A 15,450-nucleotide genomic window follows, 5' to 3' on the forward strand; every position below is an offset into this window, starting at 1 on the left:
ATTTTTTTGAATGGCTGCCATTTGGTCAAAAGTTAAGTTTGTTTTGACATTTTTACCAAGTGCGGAGAAGATATCAGAGAAGTTTGTTAAGGTAGAAAGGCTGGCGCCTTCTTTTATTACTGCTTGAATGATTTGACGCTGCCTTTCTTGTCGTCCAAAGTCTCCCCTAGGATCCTCGTGTCTCATCCGCGAATAACTTAACGCTTCATCCCCATTTAGAGTAATCTTTCCTTTTGCGAAATGGTATTGGCCGACAGTAAAGTCCAGGTCATTCTGAACTGTCACCCCGCCAACCGCATCTACAATGTCTTTGAAACCTTCCATATTAATCTGGATATAATAATCGATCGGGATATCGAGAAAGTTTTCAACGGTATCCATTGCCATCGGTACTCCGCCGAAGGCATAAGCATGATTGATCTTGTCCTCTTTTCCCTTGCCGACTATTTCAGTGCGTGTGTCACGCGGTATGCTTAACATTTTTACCGACTGTTTTTGAGGGTTAACAGCCAATACAATCATGGAGTCAGAACGCCCCTTGTCACCTTGCCGTTCATCCACACCCAACATTAACACAGTAAATGGATCCTTCTTTACTTCAACTGGCTCTTGTCGTTTATCTGACTGTTTTCGCTCGATTGGCTGGTGCATGGTATCAACGGCGGTTTTAAACGATTTATATATGGAATAACTGTAAATTCCGAATGATAAGAACAACACAAGAAGAGTGATGAGCGTTATTTTGACCCATTTTCTCTTCTTTTTTTGGGTTTTCATTTAGGGAATCCTCCTTTATTTTAAACTGTTGGCTGGGTTATATAAACGATACAAATCCTGATGCCGTTTTTTTGAGAGACAGTTGGCCTCAGTCTTCCATTTTCTCACAAAACAATATTTATGTAACTATTAACTTTTTCCAAGAAAAGAAAGGTGCCGTCAAATATAACAGTTATAAAAACCTTCCTTGCAGGAGGGCACCGGGGATACAATTAGGAAAAAGAGCGATAGAAAACTAGTAAAAGAATCTAAGCCATGGAAATATATCTGAATACCTTATATTGAGTCTATATAAGAATAGATGACGATAAGAAAAAAGGTGTGATTAAATGGAAAAAAATGAAGATTCAAAGAGGGATTTAAAGCAGCAAAACTCCTGTGTAATTGGACCTAACGATGCAAAAGAGCGTCGGAAGGAAGCGTATCATGTTCGTGGAGAAATTGCAGAATTCCAAAAAAAGGCCCCCCTCCCGGAACATCACTGTAATAACGATGAACACTTGTTTTTTAATAAAATTGCAAACTATTCCAAAGGGCTTCCTCACAATTCACTTGGAGAGGTCGATCTTAAGGCGTATAAATCCTTTATTCATTCATTAAGGACAGGCCGCCCCTGTGATTTTGAATCGATTCCAATAGGCGGAGTTGCCAAACTTTCTAACCCTCAAGCCTCTTATGCATTTGAACTGGTTGGACCTGATAGTCACCATTTAAGTGTAAAGGCTCCTCCGTCATTCAGCAGTGCATGGGAGGCAAGTGAGATTGCAGAAGTTTACTGGCAGGCAATTACACGTGATGTCCCTTTTGAGGATTATAACACCAATCCTCTGACCTTATTGGCAGCCTCGGACCTATCCAAATTTTCGGATTTCCGGGGACCAAAGGTTAATAGATTGGTTTCTACTGGTACTTTATTTCGGGGTGTAACGCCGGGTGACCTAATCGGACCATATATCTCCCAGTTTTTGTTGAATGACATTCCCTATGGGGCCACAACCATTATCCAGAGATACAGAACCACACTAGCAGGGGACGATCACATGACATCTTATCAAGAATGGTTAAATATTCAGGACGGATTATCCCCAATAACTAAAAATACTATCGATCCTACTCCTCGGTATATCCGTAATGGCCGTGACTTAGCCGCATTTGTTCACAAGGATTTTAACTACCAATCTATACTTGGCGCTTGTTTAATTCTATCCAGCTTAGGAAGTGCTGCACTTGACCCAGCTAACCCTTATCTAGATTCCAAAACACAGGTTGGTTTCATCACTTTTGGAATACCTCATATTCTGGATTGGGTGGCTAAAGCCGCGAGGTCAGCATTAGAGGCTGGTTGGTTCCAGAAGTTTTTAGTCCACCGGCGGCTGAGGCCAGAAGAGTTTGGTGGGCGCCTCCACAATCACATGACCGGAGCTGCCTGTTATCCTATTCATACAGAACTCCTTAATTCCCAAGTAGTTCCCCAGGTTCATAGCAAGTTTGGAACCTATCTTTTGCCCCAGGCTTATTCCGAAGGTTGCCCCACTCATCCATCCTATCCAGCTGGACATGCATGTATGGTCGGGGCTGGAGTAACAATGCTAAAAGCATTTTTTAATGAAGGGTTCGTTCTCCCTAATCCCGTTGCAGCTTCTTCTGATGGTCTGTCATTGATTCCTTTCCAAGGACCTTCTTTGACAATAGGAGGAGAATTAAACAAACTTGCATCTAACATCGCCCTTGGACGGGATGCTGCCGGCGTCCATTGGCGTTCTGATGGCATTGAAGGGCTAAAATTGGGTGAGGCAGTTGCTATCGGTATCATACAGGATTACAAAAAGACTTATAATGAAAATTTTAACGGATTTACTCTAACCAAATTTGACGGAACTACCATAAAAATTGGATAGTACGTTTAATTTTGGTTGAAATTTAAATAAATAAATAAATAAATGAACTGAATTGAATGAGAACCTGTTGATTTTACTAAACCAGCATGTGGATGGGGTAGATGATGCATTAAGGGAAATTTCAACAGAAAGCCAATAATACGGGCAATGGGTCATCGTGGATTTGATTGAGCGGGTACTGAACGAATGATGGATGGTTGGTTATGGGGATGATCTGAGCCGGTCACCAATAGTCTAGGGAATTTTCCATCATGCTAGCAGTTTTAAAATCGCAGTGTTTATAAAAATAACATGTTAGATTAAAAGTCAACTGCCCGTGAAGTAGCTGGCTTTAGTCATTATGGGGAATACCAAAGGGGCGGTAAACAAATACGTGCCCCTACTCTTGGTTAATTTGTCAGTTTTTAATAGAAATTAAATACTATTCTATCTATTAGTTTCGACAAACTCCTTCTTTGGGCCTAATTATAATGAATAATGGCTACATAATAAGGAATGAGGGAGGAAAAAAGTTGAAAAGAATTTTGAAGCTGTTGCCGTTGCTTTTAGTTGTCAGTTTATTTTTTACAACATCAGGATTTGCCAAGAGTGAAAATGCAAAAAAATCATTGGTTGCATTGGGTGATTCTATCCCATTTGGGTATGGGCTTACCGATAGTATGGATGAACCATCAAGAGATGCCTTTCCGTATTTAATTGGAGAAGCAGCCGACCTCCGCGTCCGCAACCTAGCTGTCCCAGGATGGAAGACATCAGACTTGTTGAATGCATTAAATCAAGATCAAAAGTTCATTCAAGCGGTAAGTAAGGCAGATTATATTACGTTGAATATTGGCAGTAATGATTTGTTAAAGCCAATTAAAGATGCTTATGTGGCAAGCGGAGGAAATCTGGATAATGATACCATAATAAGATTAATTAATAGCCTTGGTCCATCTGCCCAAATTCTTCAACTAAATATTGGTTTAATTGTTGGAAAAATCAATGCGCTAAACCCTCATGCTAAAATAGTGCTATATAATTTTTACAATCCGTTTCTATTCCTTGGTGAATCACACCCAATTAATTTGTTAGGTAATCCTCTTATTCAGACTATCAATCATGCATTAGAGGGGTTAAACTATCCGAATTTAGCCATTGCCAATGCCTACGTTATCGGATTGAGTCCGTTTTACCTTTTACCGGGAGACATCCACCCGTCTCTTGCCGGGCATGAGTTGCTTGCAAATATTGGCTTAAACGCATTAAAGTAGAATAATATTGTTAGTGATTGGGGCTGTTGAAGAAAATCAACAGCCTTATTTAATTTAGAATTTTTAAGAGGTATTGTTTACTATTTGTTGAATTACTAATATACAAAAAGTAAAAAGGTGGAAAATATATGAACTCAACGGTTTCTCCGATTGCCTGTAAGGTAAATAATGTATTTATTCATGTTAGTGATTTAAAAAAATCTGCAGAATGGTACAGTGATTTACTTGGGTTACCGTTTAATAAGGAAGAAGTTAATTCTCCTGTTTACAATGTCCCCGTAACTTCAGAAACCGGCCTTACTTTAGATGATCACACATTTGACCCAGGCTTTAAATTGAAGCCATCAGACCACGTTCTATTTAATTTCTTCGTCAAAGATATTGATGAAGCATACCAGTTTATTAAAAATAAAGGAATAATAGTTGTTAAAGAAATAGAGCTCATAGGTGATTTTGCTTATTTTAATTTCAAAGATTTAGATGGTAATGTTTTAATGATCTGCAATTGTTAATGTTTTGAGCAAGGGTAAAGTTTTTTACCTTTGCTTTTTTATTTGTCAAACTATTGGCGAACTTGACCTAGAAAGGGGAGTCAAGGTATCAGACAAACACCGGTTCAGGGGCAATCCAAGGTTCCTTTTTCAAAAGCAATTGTAGGCACCCGATCAATCCGTTTATTCATTGACTGTTCTTGATGTTTTGAACCAACAACCAGGGGAAAGTCGTGACAAATATGATTTACTGTGTGAATTATCAGTGAAAATAAGAGAAAACAAATGACCTATTTGGGGTGTTTTCCATTTATTTGGATATACTTTCCGAATTGGTGTAGATACTTTCCAATTTGATGATTTTACTTTCACTTTTTGGCAAATACTTTCTGATTTTCTACTTTTACTTTCCAAAATTAGCGATTTACTTTCCAAACCCTTTTTAACAGAATAAAATAATGGGTCTGTGGGAGACTATGGTGGTTAACTAATTCAAAGGAGGAGTTATTTTTGAGTCACTTCACAGACCATCATCATACAGGAGAAACAGTAATGGAATCTGGGCAATATATAGATGCGGACGGAGAGAAGAAAGAACTTCGTCAAGGCGAAACATTTCCTGAATGCCCATCAACAGGGAAATCTACAACCTGGACGCACGAAAGCCATACTCATAGAACTGGTGAAACAGTAATGGAATCTGGGCATTATGTAGATGCAGATGGCGAACATGTAGTACTTAACCAAGGAGAAAAATTCCCAAGCTGCCCATCCACAGGAGAAGCAGTCTCTTGGACTCATGAACAGTAAAAATGAAGTACGATCATGGAGCAGCCTTTTAAAGGGCTGTTTTTAATTTTTTGCATTCCATCACAGGGATCTGAACGTTTTGGCGGAGAAAAAGAGATACGTTCTATCGTGGGGACCAATATACTTGAAAACAAAAGAAGACCACCCTGCGCGTTACAAGGTGGTCTCCACATAAAGTAGCTATTTATAAATATTTAATTTTATATTAGAAAACTGCTGTGGTATATAAAACTTATTATAAATTAATGGATAATCTCCATTGCCGTAAAGACTTTCTAATAGTAGAAAACACTCATTTTGGCCAATTAATTTTTCTTTCCGATCGGCTAAATTAACGGTATGTGTATATCTTATTTCGATTTCTCCATGATTCGCATCCACATATACCTGGTTCTCTAGAAAGTCCAGGAGTTGTTCCTTATTATCTAAGTCCAAAGAAAAACTTTCTACCGTTTCCATGGACATAAACGTAAAAGCATAGCCTACTAAATCGTTCCCTGTTCGATATAACCGTTCAACAGCTGCGACTCTGGAGGAATTTATTTTTAACACTTGTTTTGTATATTCTGTTTCCGCTTCTAGCCGGTAGTGTGTATCAATTCGGTCAAATCGGCTTATATGGCACTTATGCATCGGGTTGCTTAGTTTTTCTAATTGAACACTATCAGGTTGTTTATAAAAGGAATCAATCACAAAGTTGCCCTTGCCTGGCATGTTTCTTACTAATCCATCATCCTGCAAAAGGGCCAATGCTTGCCGTAATGTTGCCCGACTCACCCCTAGTTTCTTTGCTAAATCAGGTTCTGAAGGAAGCCTTGAGCCTACTGGAAATTCACCTTTCGTAATTTGAAGAAGAAGCTCGTCATATACAAATATATATAGTGGTCTTTTCAATTTGTCCGGTACTGTATCCATTCATTCAGATCCTTTATTTTAGGTAAGAAAGATTGACCGTGATTAGGCATTTCCACATCGAAATTGTCTGCTATCGTTGCGCCAATATCTGCAAACGTATCGTTTTCCGGTAATTTGCCAGAGTCCTTTAATTGCTTCGCATAAGTCAACACGGGGATATATTCACGTGTATGGTCGGTACCTGGAAATGTTGGATCATTGCCATGGTCAGCCGTAATGATTAACAGATCATCTTCCCGGATTGATTCTAATACTTCATCTAAACGTTTGTCAAACGCTTCTAACGCTTTCCCATAGCCTTCCGGGTCACGGCGGTGGCCGTATAAGGCATCAAAGTCGACTAAATTTAAGAAGCTCATTCCTGAAAAATCCTTCTTGATGACTTCGAGCAATTTGTCCATCCCATCCATATTGTCCTTCGTACGAATCGCTTCAGTAACGCCTTCACCATCAAAAATATCATTAATTTTTCCAATGGCAATGACATCATAGCCCCCGTCCTGCAGGCTATTCATGACGGTTTTGCTAAATGGCTTTAATGCATAGTCATGACGATTGGATGTTCTGGTAAAATTCCCAGGCTCACCCACATAGGGTCTCGCGATAATTCGACCGATCAAATAGGCTGGGTCTTTTGTGATTTCGCGAACCTTTTCACAAATATCATATAATTCTTCTAGAGGGATGATGTCTTCATGAGCTGCAATTTGCAGAACAGGGTCGGCTGATGTGTAGACAATCAAATCACCCGTCTTCATTTGATGCTCCCCATATTCATCAATGATCGCTGTTCCGCTTGCTGGTTTATTCCCGACTACTTTACGGCCTGTTATTTCTTCGATTTGTTTGATCAATTTGTCTGGGAAACCATTTGGATACACATTAAATGGTTGATCAATATTTAAGCCCATGATTTCCCAATGGCCTGTCATCGTATCTTTCCCAACGGATTTTTCTTGTAATTTCGTATAGTAGGCAAGAGGTTTGTCCGCTTTTGGCACACCTGGGATTTCTTCGATATTAGACAGACCTAATTTGGCCAGGTTAGGAACATTCAGCCCATTCATATACTCGGCAATGTGCAACAGAGTATGAGAACCAACATCATGAAATTGAGCGGCATCTTTTCCTTCTCCAATGCCTACTGAATCCATGACGATCAAGTGTATTCGTTTAAATTTCTTCACGCTGCATTCTTCCTTTGAATCGTAGTATTCTTTTCTGCTTTTCGATCAACTAAAAGCCAGAATAAAATGATCGCAAACAACGCAATGGCGGCAATAATAAGGATGATCGAACCATAATTCACAGCTGTTGCATTATCTGACGTAAATTTTAAAAAGCTAAATTGCAAATCTTTCTTATCAATTAAAAACGATGAATAGGTGAAACCAGCTGACATCGCGATATTGATGCATAAATTATAGAAGCCTAATGCTGTCCCTGATTTTTCAACTGGTACATTTTTAAGGCTTGTATCGATTAATGGCGCATACAACAAGGCAAAGCTGCAAGAAAATAGAATAAGAGAAATGACAAATAGTGCGATAGATGAATCTACAAAGATAGTACCCATTAATATGCTGACCGTAATTAAACCCATGGCTAAATAAACACATTGCTTACTGCTTAAATATTTCCCTATTTTCCCGGATAACGCCCCTACGAGTGCTGCTAACAAACATGCCGGTATGAACATCAAGGAAACAGTATCCAATTTGATATTATAAACAGTTGTTAACAGGAACGATAGTGTATTTAGCGCATAAGCGGCATAGGTAGAATAAATGATAAATGCCACGATTAATACAAATACAAATTGTTTGTTTTTAAAAAATTCAATGGTGATAAAAGCATTTTTCTTTTTACTAATATAGATTAGGAAAGCAACGACAGCTGCGATGAAGAGAATAAAAATACTCCAATTAAAATAAGACATATACAACATAATGGAGGTAGCAACTGCTGCAATTAAAATAAGACCGATAAAGTCTACATTGTTTTTCTTCCGTTCTTCTTTTGGAAGATACTTAAGAATGAATGGTAATAATAATAAGCTTAGTAAAGGAATTAAAAATAGGTTTTGCCATTGCAGATAAGTAGAAACAAATCCGCCGGTTACGATCCCAATAACGGTGGCAAGCTGGAAACTGCTCGTACTATATCCCATATATTTTTTTTGTTCTTCTAGACTTGCGTATTTAGCGACAAAAATTAAGTAAAGTGTTTCAGTCGCCCCTAAACCAGCAGCTTGGATGATTCTTGATACAACGATTAACCAGTAATTCGTGTGGACAATATAACCAAGTAAAGAACCTGCACAAATTAATATAATACCTGCAGCTAATAGGTTTCGGACACTAATTGAGTCAGATAGAGAAGAATAAACTACGGCGCCGATCCCAATGACTAATCCCGCAAGCGTTACTTGCCAGCTAACCGTACTTGCTGATACGCCAAAATACTTGACTAAATCTGGAGAAATAATTTTAAAAGAGTTATCGATCACGAGTGAAAAAATCATTAAAGTTAGTATAACCGGTACGATTTTGCTTACGTTTACAATTGGTTTTTTCTCAATTGAGCTATTCATGATGAATATACCTCCGCTAATGTTCGTTTTGAACAAAATTAATATAGGATAACGCTTTCTATTCGTTTAAAAAAAGAATTAGGTTTCAAGCATTTGCTAGTTTCCTTGCATGAGACTGATTGTTACCGGTTATTCCAAGCACCCTTCACATTTGATGATGTGGGGGGTGCTTGTCTTAAGTGAATTTATGCCAACTCTAATGCAATCTCCATCATTTTCGTAAAGGCAGTTTGACGTTCTTCAGGAGTAGTTTGCTGTCCTGTAATTAAATGATCACTTACTGTTAAAATACATAATGCATTTACACGAGCTTGAATGGCGTTCCAATATAAGGATACAGACTCCATTTCGACGCTTAGGATGCCCATATCTTGCCATTTCTTGATAGCTGTTGGATCTGCACTATAAAATACATCGCTTGATAAGATGTTCCCAATATGAACTTTCTGGCCTTTTTCGTCCGCTACTTTTTTTGCTTTTTCCAAAAGCTCGAAAGAAGCCGTTAATGGAAATTGTCCAGGTAAGTTAAATTGCTGACCAAAATTGGAATCCGTTGCGGTTCCCATTCCAAAAATAACGTCATATAAATCAATGTTTTCTTGCATGGCACCACAAGTACCAATTCTAATTAAATTCTTAACGCCAAAGACATTGATTAATTCCCAAGAATAGATCCCCATGCTTGGTGCACCCATTCCAGTGCCCATAACAGAAATTTTCTTCCCTTTGTATGTGCCTGTATACCCTAACATTCCTCTCACTTCGTTAAAGCACTGGGCATTCTCTAAAAAGGTTTCCGCAATAAACTTCGCTCTTAACGGATCCCCAGGTAAAAGGACCGTTTCAGCTATTTCTACTCCATTTGGTTTAATATGAGGTGTTTCTTTCGTATTCATAACCATCGTTTTTTGCTCCTTGGTTGTGTTGTATTTTTTTTAGACATGTCTATTTTTTAAACAAGTCAAAAGTATCATATTTTTCTATTTCGTGCAAGCACTTTCATTGGATTGTCACATAGCAAAAAATTGGTAGATGCAGCTAGAAATCAGAAAATAATCCATGCTTCATAATGGGAAATATACACTACGAATGGGGGAGGTTGATGGGTACGGGGGTTGTTTTTGTATCTATCAAACTAGGTAAATAGAATTATTTTTAGGGGATTTTTTGAGTGGGTTGAGGGGATGTGGGTAATGATGCCTATTATTCTATTTATAAAACTTGGGTTGACATGATTTTAGACTCATTTGCTAATTTTCCCAATAACAACCAAACTATCAATTACCAAATTAAACCATTTTACCTATCAACATTCGACAACAATACGAGCTGTAAACGCTTATTTTTAAGGTAGCACCGAAGTAATGACAAAGAGTGTGCGAAGAAAGGAGGGCCGCACGTAACTTTAAAAAGGAAAATACTTAGGAGGTAAGTGGATGAAAAGAAGGAAAACACGCATTTTCTCAATTCTATTAACCGCCATCCTAATGCTGCCGATGTTGCTCCAGCCTAATATGAATGCTGTGGCAGCGACGAAAGGTGCCAGCACATCCGTAAAGGATGCACTGCCAACACCGCAGCAAAAAGTAAGTAAATCGTTAGCAAAGCAATTCGAAGCAGAGGACAAAGTCACCTTCCTGATCAAAATGAAAGAGCAGGTGGATTCGGCGAAAGTCGCCAAGAATACAGAGGAAAAGGCCAAACTCCAGATGGCCACTCCGGCCAAAACCAAATCGCTGAAACGGAACACGCTTGTTTCCGAGCTGAAAGCGACAGCGGAGGAAACGCAGGCTGACGTGCTTGCCTATCTGGAAGAACAGGTCAAAGCCGGCAACGCCAAGGATGTCCAATCCTTCTTCGTGGTCAATGCGATTGCCGTCACAGCCACACAGGAAGTTATGGAAAAAGCAGCCGCCTTCATGGAGGTTGAAAAAATCCTGCCGAACGAAACCAGACAATTGTTCGTTCCGGAAAAATCATCCTCGGCCGGAACAGCCGTTCAGGAACCGCAAGCCGCCACAACCGGCATCGAGTGGAATATTGACCGGGTCGGCGCCCCAAGAGTATGGGAAATGGGGATTGACGGCAGCGGCACGGTTATCGGTTCAATTGATACCGGCGTCCAGTGGGACCACCCAGCATTAAAAGAAAAATACCGCGGCTACAATTCTGCCACAGGCCAAGCAGATCACACATACAGCTGGCTTGACGCGGTCAGAGGCCAAGCAACACCATATGACGATCATGGGCACGGCACCCATACTATGGGAACCATGGTCGGAGCCGATCCAAGCGGGCAGAATGTTATAGGTGTTGCGCCAGGTGCGAAGTGGATTGCGGTCAAAGCATTCACAGCCGCGGGCGGGACCGATGCTGATTTATTGGAAGCGGGCCAGTGGATGATGGCTCCTGGCGGCGACCCTGACAAAGCGCCGGACGTCATCAATAACTCATGGGGCGGCGGTCCGGGGCTTGACGAGTGGTACCGTCCGATGGTGCAGGCTTGGGTAGCAGCTGAAATTTTTCCGGAATTCTCTGCAGGAAATACGACGCTGAGCAATCCGGGCGGACCAGGTTCTGTGGCGAATCCGGCCAACTATCCAGAGTCGTTCGCGACAGGGGCCACCGATATCAACAACAAACTCGGAAGCTTCTCCTTACTGGGACCGTCTCCATACGGGGAAATCAAACCGGAAATAACCGCACCGGGTGTGAACATTCGTTCATCCGTTCCGGGCAGCGGCTATGAAGGCGGCTGGAATGGCACATCAATGGCAGGACCGCACGTCTCGGCAGCTGTTGCGTTGCTGAAGCAGGCCAATGCCAGCTTAACCGTCGCTGATTTGGAGCAAATTTTACAGACGACCGCGATTCCGTTAACGGACGGCACATATCCAACGTCGCCAAACAACGGCTATGGGTCAGGGTTATTGAATGTGTATGATGCAGTTTCTTCAGTGGTCTCCGGATTGGGGAAATTGAAGGGACAGGTAACAAAAGATGGGGACGACAGTGAAGCACCGGTGTTAACGCATTCCCAACCTGCCACGGTTTTCGCAGGAATGCCGCTAACGTTAGAAGCTTCGGCTGCCGACAATATCAGTGTAACAGATGTATCCTTCCAATATCAAAAACAAGATGGCACTTGGGCTAATGCCGCTGTAGAACGCATGGCCGGTGATTACAAAAATGGCACCTACCGCGTGACCATCCCTGGGGCCGACGTTGCCGTCGGTAACCTTGTCTACAAATGGAAAGCGGTCGACTTTGGCGGAAATGAAACCGTCAGCGAGCACACCGTAACAGTTGTTCCTGGAATCACCGTCGGCTATGTAGCCGATTTTGAAAGCAATCCGGATGGCTGGACTTCCTATGGCGCCATGAATTCCTGGCAGTGGGGCGTCCCGACGAACGGACCTAGGGCTGCTTTTTCCGGCGAAAAAGTCTATGCGACCAACCTGACTGGCAATTACGACAGTCGCGCCAACGCGAACCTGCAAATGCCGCCGATCGATTTGCCGGAAGGAAACAGCTACCTGCAATTCAAGCAATGGTATGAACTCGAGCGCAACTATGATTACGGCCATGTGTTTGTCTCGACAGACGGCGTCAACTGGGTGCAAAAGCTCCGGGTTAACAACCTGTCGAATGGCTGGATTGACGGCGAAGTCAACCTCAGCGAGTACGCCGGACAGCGCATCTACATCGCGTTCAACCTCACCACTGATGGCAGCGTGGTGAAGCAAGGATGGTACCTTGATGATGTCAAGCTGACCAATACAGCGCTGGCTGCCCCTGCTTCTTTGGAAAAAGAAAACCCTAATGCCGATACTGCTGGTGACACTGGTGAGGCAGCTGTGACGGCGGATTCGGCGGAAACAGCTGATGCCGATTCCGCGAAAAACGAAGATTCTGCTGCAACAGATTCCGTGAAAAAAGAGCAAGTCAATCCTGACAAGATTACCGTCGTGATGCCTGAAGAAGACAAGAAAGCCGCGTCTGACAAAGCCGCCGCATCCGACCAGGCCGCCGCCCCAATGGCATTGCCGATGCAGGCGCAGGTGACCGTCCTTGAATCAGGCCGTTCCGTGACGACGAACCCGGCAAACGGCAGCTACGAGATAACCCATGCGGCTGGAACCTACACTGTTAAGGCCGAGGCCTATGGGTTTGGTGCGCAGACCAAGTCTGTCACGATTGACAATGACGGCACCGCAACCGCCAACTTTACGCTTCAGGAATTGGCAAAGGGCACCGTTTCCGGAACGATCACCAATCAAGCAACCGGGCTGCCTGTTGCCGGTGCAACGGTGTATCTGGTGGAAGATGCCAAAATTACCCCTGTGCAAACAGATGAAAATGGACATTTTTCAATTACGGCTTATGAAGGCAGTTACACACTGAAAATCGTTGCCCCGCATTATTATAGCCAGGAGACAACGATTCAACTGAAAGGAAACTTTGAGCAGAACATTGCGCTTAAGCCATTCATCGGTTTCCGCGGTGAAATTGGCTATGATGATGGAACGGCGGAAAATGCCCGCGCGTTTTACGATGCCGGCAATGGCTGGGCCGTGAAAATGTCGCTGGCAGAGGGCCACAAAAAAGCATTGGTGACCGGAGGATTATTCCGCTTCTGGACATCCGAATGGCCGGTTCCGGGCGGCACCGCCTTTAAGGTTGCCGTTTACGATGCATCGGGCCCTGACGGTGCGCCTGGCAAGAAGCTGGCTGGACCGTTTGATGCGACGGCACTACGCAATGGCCAGTGGACGAATGTCGATTTAAGCAGCCACGGCATCCTCGTGGAAGGCGATTTCTATCTGGTTTATATCCAAGCCGATGTCAATACGAAGTCTCCTGGTTTGGCAACAGATGAGGATGGCAAAAATGCCAAGCGCAGCTGGCAGCTGGTCAGCGGAGGCTGGGCACCGTCCCCTGAAGCTGAAGGAAACTATATGATTCGTGCCGTTGTTGATTACGAAGTTACCGCGCCAACGATTACCGCACCCGTTGACGGAACGTTCACCAATAGTGAAACCGTTACAGTAACAGGCGATGTTGCGCCAACGACGAAGGTTCATATTTTTAACAAAGGAACAGAAGTGGCTGTCGTTGATGCCCAGGATAATGGCACATACGCGGTCGATGTAAAGCTGGCTGCGGGCGAGAACCAATTGACTGCCAAGGCATCCACTGAGCAAGGAATGACGGATGCTTCGGCACCGGTTACCATCATCTATGACTCCGCCCCGCCGGAACTCACGATTGGCGCCCCGGCTGATGGCAGCAAGTTAAATACCGAAACCGTGACCGTCAGCGGCACTGTTGCAGATGATCATTTGAATTTTGTGCTGGTGAACGGAGCAACGGCAAAGGTCCAGGATGGCAAGTATTCGGCACGCATCATGCTGGAGGAGGGCGTTAATCAGATTTCTGTAGTCGCCAAGGATAAGGCTGGCAACACGACAGAAAAATCGGTGAGTGTCGATGTGGACTACACGGCGCCGCAGATTCAAAATCTGAAGCCAGATGCAGATAAGGAATTGAAGAAAGGCGAAAGCGTGAAGATTGAGTTCACAAGTGAGCCGGGCTTAAAGGCTTCCTTCATGATTCACATGCCGTTGACACAACTGACCGGCCAGCTCCAGGTTACCAACGCGACTGAGCTTCCAATGATGGAAGTGTCGCCAGGTAATTACGCCGGCTACTACACCGCCACCAAAGACATGAAAGCCGCCGGAGCCGTCGTCGAGGTGAAAGCCGTCGATGCCTACGGCAACGAATCCCGCAAAACTGCCGACGGCAAACTCTATATCAACGAAAAGATAAAGAAACCGATCAAGTAAGTGCCACGTGATTAACTAAACCAACGGACCATCTTTTTCTAGGTGGTTCGCTTTTTTTTACTGGCGCAAGAGGGATGGTTCATGTCCCGTGGTGCCTGACACCCACAAAAGAATCGGAATTTGATTCAAAGCAGCTAAAGAAGAAGTGTTAATAGCACTTCTTTTTTTTTATCGTTCTATCATCTGAAAATATTCCTATTCTCACAAATATAATGATAATGGGACATGGGGACGGTTCTCATGTCTCAATTATTGGAATGCTGGAAGTGATTACACTTGGGGATTTAGGAGGGGAATTTGATTTTGCCTATGCGACAGGGAAGGCTGTTAGATTGCCCTTAATTGATAGAGTACAAGTCTTGCATGGTAAACCTATCCTGCCTTCATATTCAAAGAATTAGGAATGGTTCCCGATTTAATAATAAAGATCGGATTCGCTGTTGAATCCGGCCTTTTCTTTTAACACCAGAAAATGGGGGTCAGATCATACCCACGGTTTATTCCTTCTATTACGAACATGTTTATATGATAATACTTCGGTGTTTGGAATAATTTCTGAAACTTCCCTTATAAATAATCGTATAACTTTATGGAAGAGCTATATGATCAATCCTACATTGGTTGTTTGAACCTAGAAATACTCAATAAATATAAATGCTTGAAGTTGGGAAGTGGATTTGTTGTCAAAGTAAAAAGCGAAACAAAAAGGAGATTTTCATGATTCCAGATTGGAAACTGGCAGATGAAGCACTCAGGAACATTGAAGTGAAAGGTAATGAAAATAATCAACCCGTTAACATTATTGGGATCGCTGAAGGTCTGGAATGTATCGGAATCGGAACGGACGCTGCCGTTTTTCGTTAT

10 protein-coding genes are annotated in these 15,450 nt (G+C 42.5%); 5 read left to right on the forward strand and 5 right to left on the reverse strand.

Annotated elements, in window-relative coordinates; all coding sequences use genetic code 11:
• The coding region (locus tag KHB02_RS23810) for an LCP family glycopolymer transferase (protein ID WP_241114052.1) at positions 1-777 on the reverse strand (777 nt) is incomplete at its 3' end.
• Positions 778-1,106: 329 nt separating this feature from the next.
• Between KHB02_RS23810 and KHB02_RS23815 the strand changes: the two genes are divergently transcribed.
• The 4 genes from KHB02_RS23815 (at position 1,107) to KHB02_RS23830 (ending at position 5,229) form a co-directional block, all read left to right on the forward strand.
• Positions 1,107-2,675, forward strand: a complete 1,569-nt coding sequence (locus KHB02_RS23815) for a vanadium-dependent haloperoxidase (protein WP_213143770.1) — start codon at positions 1,107-1,109, stop codon at positions 2,673-2,675.
• A gap of 512 nt (positions 2,676-3,187) precedes the next feature.
• Positions 3,188-3,928: an SGNH/GDSL hydrolase family protein gene (locus tag KHB02_RS23820; RefSeq protein ID WP_213143771.1), complete on the forward strand. Its 741-nt coding sequence runs from the start codon at positions 3,188-3,190 to the stop codon at positions 3,926-3,928.
• A gap of 128 nt (positions 3,929-4,056) precedes the next feature.
• Positions 4,057-4,440, forward strand: coding sequence for a VOC family protein (locus KHB02_RS23825; protein WP_213143772.1), 384 nt, complete (start codon positions 4,057-4,059; stop codon positions 4,438-4,440).
• A gap of 489 nt (positions 4,441-4,929) precedes the next feature.
• Positions 4,930-5,229, forward strand: a complete 300-nt coding sequence (locus tag KHB02_RS23830) for a hypothetical protein (RefSeq protein WP_213143773.1) — start codon at positions 4,930-4,932, stop codon at positions 5,227-5,229.
• Positions 5,230-5,409: 180 nt separating this feature from the next.
• Here the strand turns inward: KHB02_RS23830 and KHB02_RS23835 are convergent, their stop codons facing one another.
• From KHB02_RS23835 to deoD, 4 genes are all read right to left on the reverse strand, one after another.
• Positions 5,410-6,144 carry a GntR family transcriptional regulator gene (locus tag KHB02_RS23835; RefSeq protein WP_213143774.1) on the reverse strand — a complete coding sequence of 245 codons (735 nt, stop codon included), beginning with the start codon at positions 6,142-6,144 and terminating at the stop codon, positions 5,410-5,412.
• Positions 6,120-7,331: a phosphopentomutase gene (gene deoB, locus KHB02_RS23840; RefSeq protein WP_213143775.1), complete on the reverse strand. Its 1,212-nt coding sequence runs from the start codon at positions 7,329-7,331 to the stop codon at positions 6,120-6,122. Before deoB ends, KHB02_RS23835 begins: the two co-directional genes overlap by 25 nt.
• A complete protein-coding gene (locus KHB02_RS23845) occupies positions 7,328-8,737 on the reverse strand; it encodes an MFS transporter (protein WP_213143776.1) in 1,410 nt (469 codons plus the stop codon). The genes deoB and KHB02_RS23845 overlap by 4 nt, the downstream gene beginning before the upstream one ends.
• A 185-nt stretch (positions 8,738-8,922) precedes the next feature.
• The gene (gene deoD / locus KHB02_RS23850) at positions 8,923-9,633 is read right to left on the reverse strand and encodes a purine-nucleoside phosphorylase (protein WP_213144463.1); all 711 of its coding nucleotides are present in this window, start codon (positions 9,631-9,633) and stop codon (positions 8,923-8,925) included.
• Between the two features lie 540 nt (positions 9,634-10,173).
• Between deoD and KHB02_RS23855 the strand changes: the two genes are divergently transcribed.
• The gene (locus KHB02_RS23855) at positions 10,174-14,586 is read left to right on the forward strand and encodes a S8 family serine peptidase (RefSeq protein ID WP_213143777.1); all 4,413 of its coding nucleotides are present in this window, start codon (positions 10,174-10,176) and stop codon (positions 14,584-14,586) included.
• Positions 14,587-15,450 lie beyond the last annotated feature (864 nt).

This window comes from Neobacillus citreus (assembly GCF_018343545.2).
GTDB lineage: Bacteria > Bacillota > Bacilli > Bacillales > Cytobacillaceae > Neobacillus > Neobacillus citreus.